Source organism: Oceanimonas aquatica (genome assembly GCF_030732065.1).
Classification (GTDB): domain Bacteria; phylum Pseudomonadota; class Gammaproteobacteria; order Enterobacterales; family Aeromonadaceae; genus Oceanimonas.
In genome coordinates this window covers 107747-127095 of the sequence record NZ_JAVBHX010000006.1, presented here as the reverse complement: position 1 = coordinate 127095, position 19349 = coordinate 107747, and the positions used below count along the sequence as shown (strand labels likewise).

Here is a 19349-nt window from a genome sequence, read left to right as displayed (position 1 = left end):
TTGGTCAGACCCATCAGACATAAAAAAGGAGCCTTTCGGCTCCTTTTTGTCGTTCAGCTCAGGGCAAGGCCTCACACCTTACCCCTCACATCAGTCAGGCCTGACGGCGGGCGGCGACGGCCTCGGCCAGTTGCGCCAGCATCTTCTCGGTATCTCCCCAGCCAATGCAGGCGTCGGTAATGCTCTGGCCGTAAGTCAGCTCGCAGCCTTCCTTCAGATCCTGGCGGCCTTCCACCAGGTGGCTTTCCACCATCACCCCCATAATAGCCTGCTGACCGGCGGCGATCTGGCCGCACACATCCTCGGCCACCACCATCTGGCGCTGGTACTGCTTGCTGCTGTTGGCGTGGCTGAAGTCGATCATCAGCTTTTGCGGCAGGCTGGCTTTTTCCAGTCCGGTGCACACGGTGGCCACATGATCGGCGCTGTAGTTGGGCTCCTTGCCGCCACGCAGAATAATGTGGCAGTCCGGGTTGCCGGCAGTGGACACAATGGCCGAGTGGCCGAACTTGGTCACCGACAGGAAGTGGTGCGAAGCGCTGGCGGCGCCAATGGCGTCGGCGGCCACCTTGATGGTGCCGTCGGTGCCGTTCTTGAAGCCCACCGGGCACGACAGACCTGAAGCCAGCTCACGGTGCACCTGGGATTCGGTGGTACGCGCGCCAATGGCGCCCCAGCTCATCAAATCCGCCAAATACTGGGGCGTGATCATGTCGAGGAATTCGCTGGCAGTGGGCAGACCCATGTCGTTGAGATCCAGCAGCAGCTTGCGACCGATGCGCAGACCGTCGTTGATCTGAAAGCTGTTGTCGAGATAGGGGTCGTTGATCAGTCCCTTCCAGCCCACTGTGGTGCGCGGCTTTTCAAAATATACCCGCATCACCACTTCCAGGGTATCGGCATAACGCTCGCGCAGCACCTTGAGGCGCTTACCATATTCAATGGCGGCCTGAGTATCGTGAATGGAGCAGGGACCCACCACCACCAGCAAACGATCATCCTCGCCGGCCAGAATACGGTGGATTGCCTGGCGCGATTCAAACACCGTGGCCGACGCGGTATCGGTGGCCGGATATTTCTCCAGCACCGCCACCGGTGGCAGTAATTCTTTGATTTCGTTAATGCGGATATCGTCGGTCTGAAAATGCATGAGCAACCCTGCTTGTACTGATGAGCCCCTGGCCCGTATTAAAAACTGTTTTCAATCTATCCCGAGCGGGGACCGGCTGTAAACGCTGGATTGCCGCCGCACGCCATTTGTTTGACAGGAAACACCAATGGGCCCGATAAAAAAGAACGATTAGCGAATTAAGTGATAATCATTATTATCTATACCATAACTTCGACGCATAAGGAGTGTGTCATGTACAAGACCCTGACCTTTGCCCTGGTGCATTTTACCGTGGCCTTCAGTGTGGCCTGGCTGCTGTCCGGCAGCCTGCTGGTAGGCGGTCTTATCGCCCTGGTGGAGCCCATGATCAACACCGTGGCCTATTTCTTTCACGAGCAGGCCTGGCGCCGCTTTGACAAGGCGAAGCTGGACAAGACCGGGGCGGCAATGTGAACATGCGTCACATATCCCTTAGCGAGAAGTTGCATGAGTTATTCCCTCACCGAACAAGACAAGGCCGCCGTGCTCGCCCTGCGCGATGACGAGCGTTTCAACCATTTCGTCAACCGGGTGTGCGAGCAGGATGAAATCTGGATCCTGACCGACGAGCACGGCTGCATGATGCTGACCACAGACGATGACGAAGACTGCATTCCGGTGTGGCCCCATGCCGACTTCGCGCGGGACTGGGCAGAGGGTGACTGGCAACACTGCATCCCCGAGGCCATCAGCCTGAATGTGTGGCTCAAGCGCTGGGTGCCGGGCATGACCGACGACGAACTGCTGGTGGCGGTGTTCCCCACCCCCAACGAAACCGGCGTGGTGGTAGACCCTTATGAACTGAAAGACGCCCTGGATCGCAAAAAGTCACTGGGGCGGCGTAACTGATGCAGATCTGGGTGGATGCGGACGCCTGTCCCAAGGTCATTCGGGAGATTTTGCTGCGCGCCGCCGAGCGTACCGGCACACCAATGATCCTGGTGGCCAACCATGCGCTGCCGGTGCCGGCGTCAAAACTGGTGCGCCAGCTGCAGGTCGCGAAAGGCTTTGACGTAGCCGATAACGAGATAGTGCAACGTATTGAGCCCGGCGATCTGCTGATCACCGCCGATATTCCCCTGGCGGCCGAGGCCCTGGACAAGGGCGCCGAGGTACTGAGCCCCCGGGGTGAGCGCTTTGACAGAGGTACCATTCGCGCCAAGCTGACCATGCGCGACTTTATGGATACCCTGCGCGCCAGCGGCGTGCAGACCGGCGGCCCGCCCACCCTGAGCCAGGCCGACCGCCAGGTCTTTGCCAACCAGCTCGATCGGCTGCTGCGTTAACGACGGTGAGGAGTAAAGTGTGAGGGATAAATGGGGTCTTCTCACCCCTTCCCCTCACTCCTCACACTTTTTAAAGAGGTAACACCATGTTCAGAACTCTTACCCTTGCCCTGAGTGCGCTGCTACTGAGCGCCTGCGCCAGTTTCAGCCAGTACAGTGTCTCCGAAACCGAGCTGGAAAAGGCGCTCTACACCCAACTGGAAGAGCAGGCGCCCCGCTTTACCCAGGGGCTGGTGGAAACCCGCATCGACGAACTCGACCTCACCATCGGGCCCGACAACCGTCAGGTAGTGCGCCTTGACATTCGTGGCGAAACCGCCATCAATGCCCTGATTGCCCGCTTTCCCGCCGCCCTGGATCTGCAGATTGAAGGCCGCCCGGTGTACGACCGGCAGAAAAACGCCATCTTTATTCGGGATCTCGACCTGCTGCAAAGCCGGGTCAACGCCTTTGGCTATCAGGGCGATGTGGGAGCCGCCTCGGCGGGCATGATGCAGCTGGTGCGCGCCGTACTGGAAAACCAGCCGGTGTACCGGCTCGACGACGGCCGCTACAGCTGGCTGAAAAATGTGCCTGTGGCCATGGACATCGCCCCCGGCCGGCTGGTGTTCAGCCCCCGCTTCAGCGACTGATGCAATCCCCACTATCAAGGCTGGCTTAATATACGGCACCTGACCTACAATGGCGCAGATTGTGTTTAACTTCAGCGATATTGTCAGGCAGGTGACCTATTAACGCGACAGTTTTAATGGTGTTTGTTCCCACCTTTTTCTTTGTGTCGATCACCCCCGGCATGTGCATGACCCTGGCCCTGTCTCTGGGCATGACGGTCGGGGTGAAGCGCGCCCTGTGGATGATGCTGGGCGAGCTCGCCGGTGTGGGCCTGGTGGCCTGCCTGGCGGTGATCGGTGTGGCCGCGCTGATGCTGCAATACCCCGAGCTGTTTCTGCTGCTCAAGTACGGCGGCGGCCTGTACCTGGCCTGGCTCGGCATTCAGTTGTGGCGCTCCCGGGGCAAGCTGGCCCTGAGTCCGATGGACGCCGGCCCGCGCCATATTCCCGCCGCCACCCTGATCAGCCAGGGCTTTGTGACCGCCATTGCCAACCCCAAGGGCTGGGCCTTTTTTATCGCCCTGCTGCCCCCCTTTATCAATAACCAGGCGCCCCTGGCCGGCCAGCTGGCCACCCTGGTGTCGATCATTCTGACCCTGGAATTTATCTGCCTGCTGCTGTACGCCAGCGGCGGCCGCACCCTCAGCCGGGTGCTGCAGCAAAAAGGCAAGGTTCAGCTGATGAACCGCATTGCCGGCAGCCTGATGCTGGGAGTCGCTCTGTGGCTGGCACTGGGCTGAACCGTGGCCGTGTGGCCATTGCACTGGTACTGCTGGTGGGCGTGCTCTGCCTGGGCCAGCGCATCGGCCTCATGGACCACTGTGGCCAGCAGGCCCAGGTAGAACAACCCCATGACACTGCCGGCACGGCCGACAGTGAAGGCTGCTCGCTGTCGGAGCAGTTGCTCACCAAGTTCTGGGATCACGCCGACAGTCTGTTGCTGGGCCTGATCGCCCTGCTCTGCTGGTGGCTGGCTCCGGCCGGCCGCCCTGGCCGCCGGCCCGTGCCGCCTCCCGAGCCGGTGCCCGAACAGCGGCGCCATCTGGTGCTTTGCGTATTCCGGGAATGACAGTCAAGGCCCTCTCATCTTATGCTTGGCGTTGACGACCGGAGAATTTAACGTGTACCGACTTTTTTCACTGTGCTTACTGCTGCTTGCCAGCCTGACCGCGCACGCCGCCGACACCGGCTGGCTGCAGTCCCCCGACCATCCACCGGTGCAGGTGCGGCTGGTGCAAAACGGCCCGCTGAATGATACCAGCGGACAATATGCCGCCCTGCTGCAGGTAAAACTGGCCGACGACTGGAAAACCTACTGGCGCTCCCCCGGTGAAGGTGGCATTGCGCCCCGGCTGGAGTGGCAGGACTCGCAAAACATTGCCGGGCTGGACTGGCGCTGGCCCCTGCCCGACCGCTTTCACCTGCTGGGCATAGAAACCCAGGGCTATCAGCACGATGTAAACTTTCCGCTGCTGATCACGCCGGCGAATGCCGGCCAGCCGGCGATGCTGAACGCCACCCTGACCCTGCCGAGCTGTACCACCATCTGCGTGCTCACCGAGTATTCCCTGTCGCTGCCGCTCGATCCCGGTCTTGCCCTGAATGAAACCACCAACCACGCGTTTCAGCAGGCCCTGTCCCGAGTGCCGCGCCCGGCCAGCCGCATACAGGCGACCGACGGCCGCTGGGATGCCAGCCAGGAACGGGTCTCGGTGATCCTTGAGAACCCCGCCGGCTGGAATGAGCCGGTGGTGTTTATCGACGACACCGACACCTCGGTGTTCAGTCAGCCCGATCTCAGCGTGGACGGCGACCGGCTGGACGCCCGCTTTCTGGTCAGCAGCTGGGATCCCGGGCTCAACCTTGACGGCGAGTCCCTCACCGTGACCGTGGCCGACACCAACCTGGCCGAAGAGCTGAGCGTGACCCTGGCCAGGGGCGCCCTGCCGAACAGCAGCACGCAGCCCGGGCTGTGGCTGGCGCTCGGCTATGCCCTGCTGGGTGGCCTTGTTCTCAACATCATGCCCTGCGTGTTGCCGGTGCTGGGGCTCAAGCTCAACAGCCTGCTGCTGGGCCATCGCAGCCGCGCCGAGGTGCGCCGGCCGCTGCTGCTTTCGGCCGCCGGCATTCTGCTGTCGTTCTGGGGACTGGCCGCCTTTATGCTGGCGCTGACCTGGTCCGGCGCGCAACTGGGCTGGGGCATCCAGTTTCAGCAGCCGGGCTTTATCGGCTTTATGCTGGCGGTCACCGCACTGTTTTCCCTCAACCTGTTTGGCCTGTTTGAAATTCACCTGCCCAGCCGGCTTAGCACCTGGCTGGCCACGGGCCCCGGCGGCGGCGGCAGCCATCTGATGCAGGGCATGTTCGCCACCCTGCTGGCCACGCCCTGCAGTGCGCCCTTTCTGGGCACGGCAGTGGCCGCGGCGCTGGCGTCCTCACCGTTAATATTGATTGCCATCTTTACCGGTCTGGGGCTGGGCATGGCCCTGCCCTGGCTGCTGCTGGCGGCCTTTCCGGGCTTTGTGCGCTTTATGCCCACCCCCGGCCCCTGGATGGTGAAGGTCAAGTGGCTGTTTGGCCTCATGTTGCTGGCCACCAGCCTGTGGTTGCTGTCGCTGCTTTCTTCCACCCTGGGCTCTACCTTGAGCCTGTTACTGGGCACTCTGCTGGTGGTGCTGCCGCTGTGGTCACTGCTGCGTCGCCACGGCGCCCAGGCGCTGGTGTTTGGCCTGGCCGGGCTCAGCCTGGCCGGTGCCGTGCTCGGCGGCGTGGCACTGCTGACTCAGGAGCGCTGGGTCAGCCCGGCCAAGCCGGAGCTGGCCTGGCAGCCCCTGGACATTCCCCGCATCGAACGGGAAGTGGCCGCCGGCAACCGGGTATTCGTGGACATTACCGCCGACTGGTGCATTACCTGCCAGGCCAACAAGATTGGCGTGATCCAGCGGGATCCGGTGTACAGCGCCCTGCAACAGCCCAATGTGGTGCTGATGCGCGGCGACTGGACTCGTCCCGATCCGGTGATCACCGACTACCTGCGCGCTCACGGCCGGGCCGGCATTCCCTTTAATCAGGTGTTTGGCCCGGGTTTGCCCGACGGCCGGGAGCTGGAGGTATTGCTGACCACGGAGCGGGTGCTGTCGGCGCTGGATGCCGCCCAATGAGGTCACTGACACGGTGGCTGGGCTATGGCCTGGTGGGGCTGGTGCTCATGACGGCGGTGGATCTGTGGCGCAGCCGGGATCTGCCTGCCTCGGCCGGCATACTGGGCGAACAGATCACCCTGAAAGGCCAGGCGGTGGATCTGGCCGCCCAAAGCCACAGTGAGCCCGTGCTGCTCTATGTGTGGGCCAGCTGGTGCGGCATCTGCCGGCTGGTTTCCCCCATGGTGAACCTGGTGCCCGGCCCGGTCATGAGCATTGCCATCGCCTCGGGCAGCGATGCCAGGGTCACGGCGTATATGCGCGGAAAAGGGTATGACTTTGCGGTGATTAACGACGCCGACAACCGGCTGGCGCGCAGCTTGAGCATTGGCGTCACCCCCACCCTGATGGTGGTGCACCAGGGCGAGCTGAAATTGGCCACCACCGGTTTCACCACATTGCCGGGCATGCTGCTCAGACGCTGGCTGATAAGCTGGCTGTAGGATCAAAAAAGGGAGCCTCAGGCTCCCTTTTTGATCAGAACAATACTCGCCGGCCCTTGAGGCAGTCCCGGCAGGTGGGCTCGCCCATCAAGGATCCCAGCGCTTCGGGGGCGCAGCGCTTGCCGCAGCGGCTGCATTCATGAAACGACTTCAGCCGCAACGCAATGCATTCCTCCACCAGCGCCAGCAACTGCTCCAGGCTGCCGCTGTGCTCATCCACCACGCCCCGTGAGCTGGGTTTGGTGGTCTGCATGTCGTGATGGCGCCATTCCATGGACGGCAACAGTACCTCGGCCCTGTCCTGCTGAAACGACACTATCACCAGCACAGGGTCACCGATAAACAGACTCTGGGCGCCCTGGACCGGGTAATTAAGATGGTTGATCAGGTGCTGACGCCAGGACTCCAGCGTGGGCGACAAGGGCATCGCCAGCAACAGGGCATCCAGCAACTTGGACGGCATAATACTCCTCTCCCCTCGCAACAAAAAACCGGGGTCTGCCGACCCCTGGCTCTTACTGGCGGATCAGGTAATCCGCCTGACCCACCCATTTATAGCTGGTCAGCTCTTCCAGCCCCATGGGGCCCCGGGCGTGCAGCTTCTGGGTGGAGACCGCCACCTCGGCGCCCAGGCCGAACTGGGCACCGTCGGTAAAGCGGGTGGATGCGTTCACATACACCGCCGCCGACGGGGCACCGTTTACAAAGCGCTCGGCGCTGGTCAGGCAGTTGGTGAGAATGGCATCGGAATGCGCCGCATTGTGCGCCCGCAGGTGTGCCAGTGCCGCGTTCACGTCGCTGACCAGCTTGACCCCCAGGGTCAGGCCCAGCCACTCGGTATCAAAATCGCCGTCTTCGGCGGCGCGCACGGTCGCCGGACCGTCCTTCAGCAGCGCCAGCGCCCTGGGCTCGGCCACCAGGGTCACGCCCTTGTCGGCCATGCGCGCACTCAGGGCCGGCAGCAGCTCGGCGGCGGCCTGCTCATGCACCAGCAGAGTATCGATGGCGTTGCACACACTGGGGCGCTGGGTCTTGGCGTTGTCGATTACGTCCACAGCCCGTGTCAGATCGGCGCTTTGGTCCACGAAGATGTGGCCGATACCAAAGCCACCGATAATGACCGGTATGGTGGCCTGCTCCTTGCAGAGCTGGTGCAGACCGGGGCCGCCACGAGGAATGATCATGTCCACGTACTGATCCAGTTTCAGCAGACCGCTCACCCATTCCCGGCCCGGCTCGCCGATGTACTGGACGCAGGACTCGGGCAGCTCACAGGCCGCCAGCGCCTGACGAATGACCTTCACCAGCTCCTGATTGGTGTGAAAGGTTTCCCGGCCACCGCGCAGAATGCTGGCATTGCCGGTTTTCAGGCAGAGGGCGGCAATGTCGATGGTGACATTGGGACGGGCCTCGTAGATCACCCCCACCACGCCCAGGGGCACCCGACGGCGGGACAGGCGCATGCCGTTTTCCAGCACCCGGGACTCCAGCTCGGCGCCCACCGGATCCGGCAGCCGCACCACGTTGCGCACATCATCGGCAATGGCGGTGAGCCGCTGTGAGTTCAGCATCAGCCGGTCGAGCATGGCGTCACCGGTGCCATTGGCCCGGGCGGCATCCAGATCTCTGGCGTTGGCCGCCAGAATGGCCTCGGCATGAGTTTCCAGGGCGTCGGCCATGGCCACCAGGGCGGCGTTCTTGGTTTGAGTGCTGGCTTCGGCCAGCAGGTACGAGGCGTCGCGGGCCGCTCGGCCCATGTGTTGCAAATCCATGGTATCTCCTACAAAAGCACCAGATCGTCGCGGTGAATGGCGACGCTGCCGTAGCCATAGCCCAACAGGGTTTCAATCTGGTCTGAGTGTTGTCCTTTGATGCGCTCCAGATCCTGAGCGTCGTAGCGGCAGATGCCCCGGGCCAGCTCGCGGCCGTCGGGGTTGACGATGCGCACCGCCTCACCCCGGCGAAAGCGTCCTTCCACCTGTACTATGCCCTTGGGCAGCAGGCTGGAGCCCTTGTCCATCACCGCCCTGACCGCACCGGCGTCGATATGAATTTCGCCGTGAGGGGGCGGCCCCGCCAGGATCCAGCGCTTGCGGCTTTCCAGCGGTGTGGCCAGGGCCGGAAAGCGGGTGCCCACCCGGTCACCGGCGGCCAGCCGGCCCACCACTTCCGGGATCTGGCCGGTGGCGATCACCACGTCCACCCCGGCGCGACGGGCCACGTCGGCGGCCTGCAGCTTGGTGGCCATGCCGCCGGTGCCCAGGCCACTGACGCTGCCGCCGGCCAGTTTGCGCAGGGTATCGTCGATGGTCTGTACTTCCTCGATCAGCTGGGCGTCGGGGTTGTTGCGCGGATCGGCGGTAAACAGGCCACGCTGATCGGTAAGCAGGATCAGCAGATCGGCCTCGGCCAGAATGGCGGCCCGGGCCGACAGGTTGTCGTTGTCGCCCACCTTGATCTCGTTGGTGGCGACGGCGTCGTTTTCGTTGATCACCGGAATAATACGGTGATCGAGCAGGGCGCGCAGGCTGTCCCGGGCGTTGAGGTAGCGCTCCCGGTCTTCCAGATCGGCCCGGGTCAGCAGCAGCTGGCCCACGTGCAGGCCATAAATATTAAACAGCGACTGCCAGGTCTGGATCAGCTGGGTCTGCCCCACCGCCGCCAGCATCTGCTTGTTGGCCATGGTGCCGGCCACCTCGGGAAAGCCCAGATGCTCGCGCCCGGCGGCAATGGCCGCCGAGGTCACCACAATAATGCGGTGGCCAGCCCGGTGCAGACTGGCGCACTGGCGCACCAGCTCCACCATGTGTGCCTTGTCGAGATGGCGGGTGCCGCCGGTGAGCACACTGGTACCCAGTTTTACAACAATGGTTTTGCCTTTCATGGAACGCCCTGCGGCTCCTTTACAACACAGCAATGCCGGCATGATGCCGGCAGAATCAAGATGGACAGAATACGGCCCTCGCGGCGCTCGGCCGCCGGGCCATCAGGCGGGGCTCAGCAGGTGCTTGTCGCCAAGCTCCGGCGCCGGGCCGGCACTGAGGGAGAGTTCATCAAGGCAGGTGGCCAGCTTGTCGTAAAAATCGCGCAACGTGCGCGCCACTTCGTCTTCGTGCTTGCGGGGAATCGCCCGATCCCGCCACTGGCCATCGACGTCGTAATAGCCCAGCCGGTAGTGGAATTCAAAGTGTTGCTCGCTCTTGGGCGACAGTTTCAGCCACCAGCCCCAGAACTCGCGTTTTTCCGGCGCGGCCTTGGCACTGGCGCACACCGCCAGGCAATCAAAGAAATAGCTGTTTTCCGTAGACTGCTCACTGCGCAGGTAAGGACCAATGGCCGTAAACACGCGCAACAGTTTCTGATGACTCACCGTTTCAGTACTCATAACCACCTCCCTGGTAACTGGCCTATATGTAACGCTTTTTCACCCAATAATAAAGGTTGGCCGCCCTTGGTGGCCAAAAAAGCCGCAGCCATGGCTTGTGCAGGGGTTAAAGGTGGGCTAACAGCCAATCCCGGGTACGGGCCAGCGAGGTTTCATACACCTGAAGCAGGGGCAGCTTGTCGAGCACCAGCGCTTCACCGCAGCGACTGGCGGCGGCCAGGGCCTGGATCTCGGGCTCGGGGCAAAGAAAGTCGTGGCGATGACCAATGCTGAGCAGGGGCACCGGTGAGGAACGCCCCATCAGCCCCTGGGTCTTGAGAGACAGGCCGCGACAGTGCTGATAGACCCCTTCCCAGTCGTTGCTTTTCATGCCCATACGATTGGCGATGCTGTCCCGCAGCATGGCCGGGGCCCGCATAAAGCGGTCCCGCTCGGTAAAGAACAGGTTGGCGGCGCCGGCAATGCTGACCACGGCCCGCAGCCGAAACGGCTCCAGGCTGGCCAGCCGGGCGGCCACATTGCCGCCCATGCGCACCCCCAGCATGGCCACCCGGCGCTCGTCCACCCAGGGAATGTTGGGTACATGATGCAGCACCGCCTGATGCAGCCGGCTGCTGTCCTGCACCAGCGGCCAGTGGGACGAATACCCCACCCCGGGCATGTCAACGGTGAGCATGGCAATGCCGGCGGGCGCCAGGTAACGCTCGTAAAAGCGCCAGAAGTCGAGCTGCAGGCTGTCGAGGCTGCCGCTGACGATCACCAATGGCAGCGGCCGGTCGTTGGCCGGCAGGTGCAGGTAGCCCTGTACCTCCTTGCCGTTAAAGGGAATGCGCAACTCCTTCAGTGGCACCGGCAGCAGCCGGCCCGCTTCCCGGTAGGCCTGATTGGCCAGCAACTGGGCCTGCAGCGCCAGCCGATCGCCCTTCAGGTGCGGGTAGCTGGCGAGGGAAAAATAACGGGCCGCCGCCAGACACTCTCGCCGGGTCTGTTCGGGGGTGTCGGCCTCGCGGGCGCGCTGTTGCGCCTCCGCGCCCAGCCGGCTCCACTCAAACACCCAGTTGCCGGGCCGGTATTCATTCACTGTGTCGAGCCAGCCATCCACGGAGCGGGGCCCGGGAGCGGCCGCCATGCGGGCCAGGGTCGCCTCGACTTCGATGCTGTCGAACCCCAGCCAGTGCCAGAAAGCCCGCTTTTGCAAGCGGTAAAAACCGGGCAGGTCGGCACCATCCACGTAGGGCGCCGGCTCCTGCTGCGTATGCGGCCGGCGGCCGACAAAGGCGATGGTGGAGGTTTCCGGGGCGTGCTGCACGGTGGAAAACAGCCGCTCGCTCAGGTTGCTCTGCTGGCTTGTCATGAAGACTCCGGCGTTAAAACGTAAAAAAGGCTCCGAAGAGCCTTTTTATCACGCCTCGTCCTGCTCGCACAGGGGCGGTAAGAAAGTCACGCTCATGTCCCAGGGCTGTTCAATCCAGGTGTCCTGACCCACGCGCACTTCAAAGTCATCCACCAGCGGCTCACCCTTGGGCTTGGCAAACACGGTAATGAACTTGGCCTTGGGGTAAAGCTCGCGGATCACCCGGGCGGTGTTGCCGGTGTCCACCAGATCGTCAACGATCAGGAAGCCTTCACCGTCACCCTTTACCTGCTTCAGCACCTGCAGATCATCACGCTGCTGCTTGTGGTCGTAGCTGGAGATGCACAGGGTGTCGACGTGGCGAATGCCCAGCTCACGGGCCAGAATGGCGGCAGGTACCAGACCACCGCGGCTGACGGCAATAATGCCTTTCCACTGGCTGGCGGGCAGCTGACGGGCGGCCAGCTTACGCGCTTCGCGCTGAAATGAGTCCCAGGTGACGACGAATTTGTTGGACATAGAGAGAACCTTTGGGTGTTGGCTTTAAAACAGAATGGCCGCTTGCCGCCTCACGCAAAATGGCGCCAGCCGACACCCCTTCACGAACGAAGAAACGCCTGCCATTGAAAGCAGCGAGCAAACAATGGGCGCATTATAGAGATCACGCCCATTCTTGACCAGCTAAACAGCTTTTTTTGCCGGCGGGCCACAACGCTTATAGGTTAGACCAAAGTCTCAGACGACCAGATCCCGTTTTTACATTTTGCTTACATCCCTCCCTCTCGCGGCTGTCTAAAATGCGTGAACATGCGGCATTCCCGGACTCAATCAAGGAAGATGAATGTGAACTGGCTACGCTCTCTGACCATCGCAAAACGGCTTTACCTCAATCTGATACTGCTTTCCGCCGGCATTCTCGGGGTCACCCTGCTGATGCTGTGGTTCTTTTACCAGGGCCTGGTGGAAGAAAAACGCGTGCAGGCCATGCGCCAGGTGCAGTCGGTGGTGAGCCTCGCCGGCCACTACCATGAACTGCAGCAGGGCGGTCAGCTGTCCGCGGCCCAGGCTCAGGAGCAGGCCATGGCAGCCATTGCCGGCCTGCGCTACGGCGACAACGACTACTTCTGGATCAACGATCATCAGCCGCGCATGATACTGCATCCCATGAAACCGGAGCTCAATGGCGGCGACCTGAGCGGCTTTGCGGATCCCGACGGCAAAAAGCTGTTTGTGGAAATGGTGCGCCGGGTCGACGAGGCCGGCCAGGGCTTTGTGCATTATCTCTGGCCCAAGCCCGGCCATGAGGCGCCGGTAGAAAAGGTCTCCTACGTGCAGCTGTTCAAGCCCTGGGGCTGGATCATCGGCACCGGCATTTATATCGACGACGTGGAAACCCAGCTGATGGCCCTGGCCGGCAAGGTGATGACCTTGATGCTGGGCCTGGGGACTCTGGCGGTGCTGGTGGCCGTGGTGCTGATCCGCAGCATACTGAACCCGGTGGGCCAGACCGTCAGCGCCCTGCGCGATATTTCCCACGGTGAGGCGGATCTGCGCCGCCGGCTGGATGAAAGCGGGCGGGACGAGATCACCCAGCTCAGCCAAAGCTTCAACCAGTTCTGCTCTCGTCTGAGTGACACCATTCGCCGGCTTTCCCCCATCAGTCAGGAGGTCAACCAGGCCTCGAGCCGGCTGTCGGACATAGTGCGCCACAACCGCAGCGTGTCGGAGCAGCAGTCGGAAGAAACCGAGCAGGTGGCCACCGCCATGCAGGAAATGCTGGCCACCAGCAGCGAGGTGGCCCGCTCCGCCGAGCAGGCCGCCAGCGCCAGCGAGGAATCGGCCCAGGCGGCCGAGCAGGGCTCGCAACGGGTGGCCGACACCTGTGAATATTCCTCGGCGCTGGTGGAGGAGCTGGGGCAGGCCCAGCAGCGGCTGGGGGCTCTTGCCGAGCGTACCCAGACCATTGGCACAGTGCTGGAAGTCATTCGCACCATTGCCGAGCAGACCAACCTGCTGGCCCTGAACGCCGCCATCGAGGCGGCCCGGGCCGGCGAGCAGGGCCGGGGCTTTGCGGTGGTGGCCGACGAGGTACGTGAGCTGGCCACCCGCACCCAAAGCTCCACCAACGAAATCGAGCAGATCATTCTCGGACTGCAAAAGGAATCGGATGACACTGTCAGCCGCATGAACACCCTGATGCAGCGGGCCGAGGAGACCCAGGGCAGCGCGGTGCAGGCGGGCGAGGCCCTGGCCACCATCACCCAGCGCATGGGGCTGATCAACGACATGAACAACCAGATTGCCACCGCCGCCGAGCAGCAGCGCCAGACCACCGAGGAAATGAGCCGCAACCTCACGCGCCTGAGCGAGCTGGCGGAAGAGGTACGCAGCAAGACCCAGGAAACCGACAGCGCCGGTGAGGCCCTGTTCAGCCTGGGCCAGCGCCTGACCGACGAGGTAAACGGCTTCAAGGCCTGACCACCACAGTGATAACCATGGCGAACACCGGCAAGAGCGAGGTAAGCTTACCGCATTCGTTTTCTTGCCGGTGATCCCATGATGTCCATTCGTAGCCTGTCCCCCACCAGCCTGTGGGGCTTTTTCGACACCATCTGCAGCATTCCCCACCCTTCCGGCCACGAAGCGGCGCTGCGCCGCTGGATAGCCGACTGGGCCCGCGAGCGGGGTCTGGTTGTGCATCAGGACGACATCGGCAACCTCATCATTAAAAAATCTGCCAGTCCCGGCATGGAAAACCGCAAGGGCGTGGTGCTGCAGGCCCATCTCGACATGGTGCCCCAGGCCAATGCCGACACCGGGCACGACTTTACTCAGCATCCCATTCGTCCGCGTATCGACGGCGACTGGGTGTATGCCACCGGTACCACCCTGGGTGCCGACAACGGCATCGGCATGGCCGCCTGTCTGGCGGTGCTGGCCGCCAACCAGCTCAAGCACGGCCCGCTGGAAGTGCTGCTGACGGTGGATGAGGAAAGCGGCATGACCGGCGCCTTTGGCCTGAAACCAGAACTGCTGACGGGAGAGATATTGCTGAACACCGACTCGGAGCAGGACGGCGATGTGTACATGGGCTGCGCCGGTGGCGTGGATGCCAATATCACCCTGCCCTATGAGGCCGAGCCGGTGCCCGCCGGTTATCAGGCCTTCCGGCTCGCCATCACCGGTCTGCGCGGCGGCCATTCCGGCATCAACATTCATGAAGGCCGGGCCAGCGCCACCAAGCTGCTGGCCGAGCTGCTGCACGCCGTCACGGCAGAGCACGGCGTGCGCCTGGCCAGCCTCAGCGGCGGCACCCTGCGCAATGCCATCGCCCGGGAAGCCTCGGCCCTGCTGCTGGTGCCCGAAGCCGAATGCGAACGTCTGCCCTTCCTGCTTGAAGCCTGCCGGCAGCAATACGCCGCCGAGTTTGCCGGCGTGGATGATTTTATTCGCCTTGAACTGAACCCGGCCGAGCCGCCCGCCCGCGTCATGAGCAAGGCCATGCAGCAGCGGCTGACCCGCGCCCTGCTGGCCTGCCCTCACGGGGTGATGGCCATGAGCCGCACCATGGCGGACGTACCCCAGACCTCCACCAACCTGGGCGTCATTGAAACCCACGCTGATCACGTGCATGTGCAATGTCTGATCCGCTCCCTGAACGACGCCGGTCGTCAGCGAGTGGCAGCCATGACGGCGGCGGCCTTTGAGCTGGCCGGGGCCAAGGTACAGTTTGACGGCGCCTATCCGGGCTGGCAGCCCGATCCGGACTCGCCGGTGATGCAGCTGGTGCTCGACACCCACAAGCAGGTGTTTGGTCATCTGCCGGCGGTCAAGGTGATCCATGCCGGGCTGGAATGCGGCCTGCTGAAAAGCGTCTATCCCCACTGGGACATGGTGTCTTTCGGCCCCACCATCCAGGGCGCCCACTCTCCGGACGAGCGGGTCAGCATAGACGCGGTGGCTCGCTTCTGGCAGTTGCTGGTACAAGTGCTGGAGCGCATTCCTGCGCGCGTCAGCTAACGACAAACCGCCATCAGGCGGGCGTATTCAGCCCGTGCGTTTTCGCTTATGCTTTGAGCAGTTCAATGCTCAGGAGGCGTCATGAAATCAAAAGCTCTGTTACTGATGCTGGCGCTGGTCGCCACACCGGCCCTGGCCGACAACATTCTCAGCCGGGCGGTCGATTTTGGCCGCGAGCTGCTCGACGAAACCCGCAAGCTGGCTCCCGGCATTCAGCAGGATCACAGTGCCGTGCCATCCCGCCAGGCCAGCGCCCATCCGGACGACGGCCGCGACGCCCCGGCCCTCGACACGGGCGTGGCGTCGGCCGGCAACCGGACGACCACCGCCGGCCCCACCGCCGTGGTGGGCAGCGGCCAGCCCGCCGCCCCGGCGGCGCCCCAAAACAACCAGGGCTGGTTTGTGGAAGAGGATCATCTGAAGTAAAGGGGGTTATCAGTCCCATTCAAACCCGAGCTGAGCCCCCTGCCCTTCTTCGGCAAGCTCCACGCTTACCCCCACCAGCCGCACGCCCCTGTCCCCGGCCCGCACCCAGGCCTGCTCACACAGCTTCAGGGCCGAGTCCAGTTCGAGCACAGTGGTGCGCCGTGACAGCGTGGTCTGCTCAAAATCCTCGAACTTGAGCTTGATGCACAGGCCGCAAATGGCCCGGCCATTGAGCCGGCGCACCAGCTCAGGCCAGAGCCGCTGTAATATTTCCCGGCCCTGCGGTGCAGAATAAATGTCTGCCGCCAGGGTAGTTTCCACCCCCACCGACTTGCGCACCCGGTCCACCTGCACCGGCCGTTCGTCCCTGCCTTGCGCTCGTTGCCACAGCAAGCGGCCAAATTTGCCAAAGCGGTGCACCAGCGTTTCTTCTCCCGCGGCCACCGCCTGGGCACAGGTTTCCAGGCCCATGGCCGCCAGCTTTTCTGCAGTTTTTTGGCCCACTCCCGGGATCTTGGCCAATGCCAGTCCGCTGACATAATCCGCCACTGCCGCCGGTGGCAGCACAAACAGACCATCGGGCTTGTTTTCTTCAGAAGCGATTTTGGCCAGAAACTTGTTGGGGGCCACTCCCGCCGAGGCGGTGAGTTGCAGCTCGTCGCGAATGGCCCGGCGAATGTCCTCGGCAATCAGGGTGGCGCTGCCGCCAAACAGCGGGCTGCCGGTCACATCCAGGTAAGCCTCATCGAGGGAGAGGGGCTCCACCAGCTCGGTATAGCGGTGAAAAATGGCACGGATTTGCTGGGAGATCCGCTTGTATTCGGCCATGTTGCCGGGGATCAGCAGCAGGCCGGGACACAGCCGCAGGGCTTGGTGGCTGGGCATGGCCGAGCGCACGCCATATTGTCGGGCCGGGTAGTTGCAGGTGGCAATCACCCCGCGCCGGCTGGCACTGCCGCCAATAGCCAGGGGAATGTCCCGCCACTCAGGGTGAGCCCGCATCTCCACCGCGGCAAAGAAGCAGTCCATGTCCACATGAATGATTTTGCGCATAACACAAGAGAGTGAGCCGAAAGCCGCTCCAACGCACTGGAAAAATAAACAGTAGCGAAATACTAACCTAAACTGTGGCCGGGAGCACCGGACTCAACCACAACAACAATCGGAGAGAGCGCATGAAACGCATCATCGGCATGGTCCTGTTCACCAGTCATGCCGCCCTGGCTCAGGGCAACTACCCCACGGCCGAGTGCCAATGGACCTGGGATCGCATACAGCACCTGAAAAAACAGATAGCCGCCGGTGATAACCTGGCCCCCACGAGGCGGGAATATCACCAACGGCTAGCCGAGTTCAGGCAAAAGCGCTGCGCTCGCTTTTCCTACCGACAGCGTTAATTGCCGGCCGCCTCAGGTACTGAAGCGGTTGATCTGATCCCGCAGGCTGTGGGCCAGCTGCTGCAGCTCTTCGCCGCTGCTGGCCACCGAGCTGGCGGTGACCACTGTGCTTTCCGAGGCCTGGGTGATACGCATCAGGTTGCTGTTCATTTCTTCCGACACCTGGCTCTGCTGCTCGGCGGCGGCCGCCACCTGCACGCCCATGTCGCGAATACGGGACATCTGTTCGACGATGCGCTCCAGCTCCTTGCCCGCATGCATGGCCGTCTGCACGCTGCCATCGGCTTGCTCACGAGAACGCCCCATCACCTCCACGGCCTTGCGTGCCACCGAATTTAGCCGTTCATTCATGCTGCGGATCTCTTCGGTAGAGCCCTGGGTACGCTGCGCCAGATGGCGGACTTCATCGGCCACCACGGCAAAGCCACGGCCGGACTCGCCCGCCCGCGCCGCCTCGATGGCGGCATTCAGCGCCAGCAAATTGGTCTGCTCCGAAATGGCCTGAATTTCTTCCAGCACCTTGCCGATCTGCACCGTGTCGGTTTCCAGGGCCAGGATCACCTCGGCTGCCTGCTCCAGCTCCTGCGCCAGCGCCTGAATGCGATGCACGGTATCATCAACGTCGTGATTGCCCTCATCGGCTTCATGATCGGCGCTTTCAATGGCTTCGGCGGTTTCACTGGCACTGCGCGCCACTTCACGCACACTGGCCGCCATCTGGTTCATGGCGGTCGACAACAGCTCCGCCTCCTGGGCCTGAGTGTCCAGCGCCGTACTGGTTTCCTCGGCATGACGGGCCAGCCCCTCGGCGCTGGCCGACACCTGTGACGCCGACGCCGCTATCTGATGCACCAGATCCTGAAACACACCAAGGGTGTCGTCGATGCGGCGCCCTACCCTGCCCAGCTCGTCCTGGCTGTCGAGCCCGGTACGCACACGCAAATTGCCGTCGGCCACCTGCTTCATGATCTCGCTGATACGATCCAGCGGCTGAGTAATGGAGCGCCCGAGGGGAATGGCCAGCGCCACCAGCAGCAAGAGGCCGCCCAGCAGCAGGCCGCCCATGTGCATGAGATCATGGCGAAAGGCGGCGTCCAGATCATCCACGTACACGCCGGTCGCCACCACCCAGCCCCAGGGCTCGAAGGGCTTGGCCAGGGTGATCTTGGGCTGAGGCTCGGTCTTGCCCGCATGAGGCCAGAGGTAGCTGAATTCCGCCACATCGGTATTGCTGCCCACCAGCGCCGCCATGTCCACAAACACCGGCTGACCGTCTTCGGTTTTAACCGAGCGCATCTCCCGACCGTTGAGATCGGGGTTGCCGCCATGGGCCAGCATGCGGGTATCGGCATCCAGCACGAAAAAGTACTCGTCACCGTCATAACGCATGCTTTCCAGCAGTTGTCGGGCGGTTTCCTGTGCCTGCTGCTGGCTGAGTTCACCCCGCTCCACCCGCTGCTGCTGCAACGTGAGCATGCCGTCGGCGCTGTCCAGCAGGGCGTGTAACTGATGGCGGCGTTCCTGTTGCAGCGAGTCGCGCATATCCAGCACTGACAGGGCGGACTGGGTCGTCAGCAGCAAACCGGCGGCCAGGATCAGCAGCCAGAGTTTGGCACGTACGGAAAGATTACCGAGCTTCATGAACGAGATTCCCTTCACAATTCAATTGAGTCTTAAGAAGGGATCAGATTAACACAGTTACATGACAGCAAAAGGGGGGTAAAGGGCACGAATAGCCAGGAAAAGCTGCGGTGGATTTGCCCTGGATCAAGGAAGGAGAAAGTAAGGGGCAAGGGGGTGGACATGAGGAGAAAGTAAACTCCTCACACCTTATTCCTCACCCCCCGGCGATCAGATAATGCGGTTTTCTTCCAGCATTTTACGGCGGGCTTCTTCTTTCGCCATTTTCTTCTTGCGGTTGTCGCACGGATCGGGACAGTCACAGGCTTTTTCCACGCCAATGCCACCCAGGCCTCCACAGGAGCCGGAGATGGTCTTGCGCTGAATAATGTAGCCGATGGCCATGGCCGCAATCACCAGGGCAAAGACTCCGAAGGTAATCAGAAAATACAGCATA

General features: G+C 62.6%; 22 protein-coding genes. 12 read left to right on the top strand and 10 right to left on the bottom strand.

The features are described from left to right. Nucleotides 1–94: 94 nt before the first annotated feature. Complete coding sequence (aroG, locus tag Q9290_RS10210; protein WP_306079549.1) at nucleotides 95–1150, bottom strand: 3-deoxy-7-phosphoheptulonate synthase AroG; 1056 nt, start codon at nucleotides 1148–1150, stop codon at nucleotides 95–97. Between the two features lie 213 nt (nucleotides 1151–1363). On the opposite strand from aroG, the gene Q9290_RS10205 reads away from it, so the two are divergent. The 8 genes from Q9290_RS10205 (at nucleotide 1364) to Q9290_RS10170 (ending at nucleotide 6690) form a co-directional block, all read left to right on the top strand. After that, nucleotides 1364–1564 carry a DUF2061 domain-containing protein gene (locus Q9290_RS10205; RefSeq protein ID WP_306079548.1) on the top strand — a complete coding sequence of 67 codons (201 nt, stop codon included), beginning with the start codon at nucleotides 1364–1366 and terminating at the stop codon, nucleotides 1562–1564. 33 nt (nucleotides 1565–1597) lie between these two features. Next, nucleotides 1598–1999 carry a DUF2750 domain-containing protein gene (locus Q9290_RS10200; protein ID WP_306079547.1) on the top strand — a complete coding sequence of 134 codons (402 nt, stop codon included), beginning with the start codon at nucleotides 1598–1600 and terminating at the stop codon, nucleotides 1997–1999. Further along, nucleotides 1999–2436, top strand: coding sequence for a YaiI/YqxD family protein (locus Q9290_RS10195; protein ID WP_306079546.1), 438 nt, complete (start codon nucleotides 1999–2001; stop codon nucleotides 2434–2436). The genes Q9290_RS10200 and Q9290_RS10195 overlap by 1 nt, the downstream gene beginning before the upstream one ends. A gap of 86 nt (nucleotides 2437–2522) precedes the next feature. Continuing rightward, nucleotides 2523–3068, top strand: coding sequence for a DUF1439 domain-containing protein (locus Q9290_RS10190; RefSeq protein ID WP_306079545.1), 546 nt, complete (start codon nucleotides 2523–2525; stop codon nucleotides 3066–3068). Nucleotides 3069–3184: 116 nt separating this feature from the next. Beyond that, the gene (locus tag Q9290_RS10185; RefSeq protein WP_306079544.1) at nucleotides 3185–3787 is read left to right on the top strand and encodes a LysE family translocator; all 603 of its coding nucleotides are present in this window, start codon (nucleotides 3185–3187) and stop codon (nucleotides 3785–3787) included. A gap of 11 nt (nucleotides 3788–3798) precedes the next feature. After that, on the top strand, nucleotides 3799–4116 hold the full coding sequence (locus Q9290_RS10180) for a hypothetical protein (protein ID WP_306079543.1): 318 nt from the start codon (nucleotides 3799–3801) through the stop codon (nucleotides 4114–4116). A gap of 52 nt (nucleotides 4117–4168) precedes the next feature. After that, complete coding sequence (locus Q9290_RS10175) at nucleotides 4169–6208, top strand: protein-disulfide reductase DsbD family protein (RefSeq protein WP_306079542.1); 2040 nt, start codon at nucleotides 4169–4171, stop codon at nucleotides 6206–6208. Next, the gene (locus tag Q9290_RS10170; RefSeq protein ID WP_306079541.1) at nucleotides 6205–6690 is read left to right on the top strand and encodes a protein disulfide oxidoreductase; all 486 of its coding nucleotides are present in this window, start codon (nucleotides 6205–6207) and stop codon (nucleotides 6688–6690) included. The genes Q9290_RS10175 and Q9290_RS10170 overlap by 4 nt, the downstream gene beginning before the upstream one ends. A gap of 34 nt (nucleotides 6691–6724) precedes the next feature. Here the strand turns inward: Q9290_RS10170 and Q9290_RS10165 are convergent, their stop codons facing one another. The 6 genes from Q9290_RS10165 to gpt all read right to left on the bottom strand — a co-directional run bounded on the left by Q9290_RS10165 (nucleotide 6725) and on the right by gpt (nucleotide 11948). Next, a complete protein-coding gene (locus Q9290_RS10165) occupies nucleotides 6725–7153 on the bottom strand; it encodes a hypothetical protein (RefSeq protein ID WP_306079540.1) in 429 nt (142 codons plus the stop codon). A gap of 52 nt (nucleotides 7154–7205) precedes the next feature. After that, nucleotides 7206–8462, bottom strand: a complete 1257-nt coding sequence (locus Q9290_RS10160; protein ID WP_306079539.1) for a glutamate-5-semialdehyde dehydrogenase — start codon at nucleotides 8460–8462, stop codon at nucleotides 7206–7208. Nucleotides 8463–8470: 8 nt separating this feature from the next. Continuing rightward, the gene (gene proB / locus Q9290_RS10155; RefSeq protein ID WP_306079538.1) at nucleotides 8471–9574 is read right to left on the bottom strand and encodes a glutamate 5-kinase; all 1104 of its coding nucleotides are present in this window, start codon (nucleotides 9572–9574) and stop codon (nucleotides 8471–8473) included. Between the two features lie 102 nt (nucleotides 9575–9676). Next, nucleotides 9677–10075: a sigma factor-binding protein Crl gene (gene crl / locus Q9290_RS10150; RefSeq protein WP_306079537.1), complete on the bottom strand. Its 399-nt coding sequence runs from the start codon at nucleotides 10073–10075 to the stop codon at nucleotides 9677–9679. A gap of 106 nt (nucleotides 10076–10181) precedes the next feature. Beyond that, nucleotides 10182–11429, bottom strand: coding sequence for an esterase FrsA (gene frsA, locus Q9290_RS10145; protein ID WP_306079536.1), 1248 nt, complete (start codon nucleotides 11427–11429; stop codon nucleotides 10182–10184). A 48-nt stretch (nucleotides 11430–11477) separates the two neighbouring features. Then, on the bottom strand, nucleotides 11478–11948 hold the full coding sequence (gpt, locus tag Q9290_RS10140) for a xanthine phosphoribosyltransferase (RefSeq protein WP_306079535.1): 471 nt from the start codon (nucleotides 11946–11948) through the stop codon (nucleotides 11478–11480). 324 nt (nucleotides 11949–12272) lie between these two features. On the opposite strand from gpt, the gene Q9290_RS10135 reads away from it, so the two are divergent. The 3 genes from Q9290_RS10135 to Q9290_RS10125 all read left to right on the top strand — a co-directional run bounded on the left by Q9290_RS10135 (nucleotide 12273) and on the right by Q9290_RS10125 (nucleotide 15875). Further along, a complete protein-coding gene (locus Q9290_RS10135) occupies nucleotides 12273–13907 on the top strand; it encodes a methyl-accepting chemotaxis protein (RefSeq protein ID WP_306079534.1) in 1635 nt (544 codons plus the stop codon). Between the two features lie 78 nt (nucleotides 13908–13985). Then, on the top strand, nucleotides 13986–15449 hold the full coding sequence (locus Q9290_RS10130) for an aminoacyl-histidine dipeptidase (RefSeq protein ID WP_306079533.1): 1464 nt from the start codon (nucleotides 13986–13988) through the stop codon (nucleotides 15447–15449). A gap of 81 nt (nucleotides 15450–15530) precedes the next feature. Continuing rightward, nucleotides 15531–15875, top strand: coding sequence for a hypothetical protein (locus Q9290_RS10125; RefSeq protein WP_306079532.1), 345 nt, complete (start codon nucleotides 15531–15533; stop codon nucleotides 15873–15875). Between the two features lie 9 nt (nucleotides 15876–15884). Here the strand turns inward: Q9290_RS10125 and dinB are convergent, their stop codons facing one another. Further along, entirely contained in the window at nucleotides 15885–16928 is a 1044-nt protein-coding gene (gene dinB / locus Q9290_RS10120) for a DNA polymerase IV (protein WP_306079531.1), read from the bottom strand. Nucleotides 16929–17050: 122 nt separating this feature from the next. Here dinB and Q9290_RS10115 point away from each other — a divergent pair, with 122 nt between their 5' ends. Next, nucleotides 17051–17272 (top strand): hypothetical protein, encoded by a 222-nt coding sequence (locus Q9290_RS10115; protein WP_306079530.1) that lies wholly within the window; start codon nucleotides 17051–17053, stop codon nucleotides 17270–17272. Between the two features lie 12 nt (nucleotides 17273–17284). Here the strand turns inward: Q9290_RS10115 and Q9290_RS10110 are convergent, their stop codons facing one another. Both Q9290_RS10110 and nqrM read right to left on the bottom strand, forming a co-directional pair. Further along, entirely contained in the window at nucleotides 17285–18913 is a 1629-nt protein-coding gene (locus Q9290_RS10110; protein WP_306079529.1) for a methyl-accepting chemotaxis protein, read from the bottom strand. 210 nt (nucleotides 18914–19123) lie between these two features. After that, nucleotides 19124–19348: a (Na+)-NQR maturation NqrM gene (gene nqrM / locus Q9290_RS10105; protein WP_014291679.1), complete on the bottom strand. Its 225-nt coding sequence runs from the start codon at nucleotides 19346–19348 to the stop codon at nucleotides 19124–19126. Between the last annotated feature and the right edge of the window lies 1 nt (nucleotide 19349).

Coding starts and splice junctions, on each gene's coding strand:
- nqrM (WP_014291679.1), bottom strand. CDS start 19,348: ATGCTGTATTTTCTGATTACCTTCGGAGTCTTTGCCCTGGTGATTGCG.
- Q9290_RS10110 (WP_306079529.1), bottom strand. CDS start 18,913: ATGAAGCTCGGTAATCTTTCCGTACGTGCCAAACTCTGGCTGCTGATC.
- Q9290_RS10130 (WP_306079533.1), top strand. CDS start 13,986: ATGATGTCCATTCGTAGCCTGTCCCCCACCAGCCTGTGGGGCTTTTTC.
- dinB (WP_306079531.1), bottom strand. CDS start 16,928: ATGCGCAAAATCATTCATGTGGACATGGACTGCTTCTTTGCCGCGGTG.
- Q9290_RS10185 (WP_306079544.1), top strand. CDS start 3,185: ATGGTGTTTGTTCCCACCTTTTTCTTTGTGTCGATCACCCCCGGCATG.
- Q9290_RS10200 (WP_306079547.1), top strand. CDS start 1,598: ATGAGTTATTCCCTCACCGAACAAGACAAGGCCGCCGTGCTCGCCCTG.
- Q9290_RS10115 (WP_306079530.1), top strand. CDS start 17,051: ATGAAACGCATCATCGGCATGGTCCTGTTCACCAGTCATGCCGCCCTG.
- Q9290_RS10125 (WP_306079532.1), top strand. CDS start 15,531: ATGAAATCAAAAGCTCTGTTACTGATGCTGGCGCTGGTCGCCACACCG.
- gpt (WP_306079535.1), bottom strand. CDS start 11,948: ATGTCCAACAAATTCGTCGTCACCTGGGACTCATTTCAGCGCGAAGCG.
- Q9290_RS10190 (WP_306079545.1), top strand. CDS start 2,523: ATGTTCAGAACTCTTACCCTTGCCCTGAGTGCGCTGCTACTGAGCGCC.
- Q9290_RS10205 (WP_306079548.1), top strand. CDS start 1,364: ATGTACAAGACCCTGACCTTTGCCCTGGTGCATTTTACCGTGGCCTTC.
- Q9290_RS10195 (WP_306079546.1), top strand. CDS start 1,999: ATGCAGATCTGGGTGGATGCGGACGCCTGTCCCAAGGTCATTCGGGAG.
- crl (WP_306079537.1), bottom strand. CDS start 10,075: ATGAGTACTGAAACGGTGAGTCATCAGAAACTGTTGCGCGTGTTTACG.
- Q9290_RS10170 (WP_306079541.1), top strand. CDS start 6,205: ATGAGGTCACTGACACGGTGGCTGGGCTATGGCCTGGTGGGGCTGGTG.
- Q9290_RS10160 (WP_306079539.1), bottom strand. CDS start 8,462: ATGGATTTGCAACACATGGGCCGAGCGGCCCGCGACGCCTCGTACCTG.
- Q9290_RS10165 (WP_306079540.1), bottom strand. CDS start 7,153: ATGCCGTCCAAGTTGCTGGATGCCCTGTTGCTGGCGATGCCCTTGTCG.
- aroG (WP_306079549.1), bottom strand. CDS start 1,150: ATGCATTTTCAGACCGACGATATCCGCATTAACGAAATCAAAGAATTA.
- proB (WP_306079538.1), bottom strand. CDS start 9,574: ATGAAAGGCAAAACCATTGTTGTAAAACTGGGTACCAGTGTGCTCACC.
- frsA (WP_306079536.1), bottom strand. CDS start 11,429: ATGACAAGCCAGCAGAGCAACCTGAGCGAGCGGCTGTTTTCCACCGTG.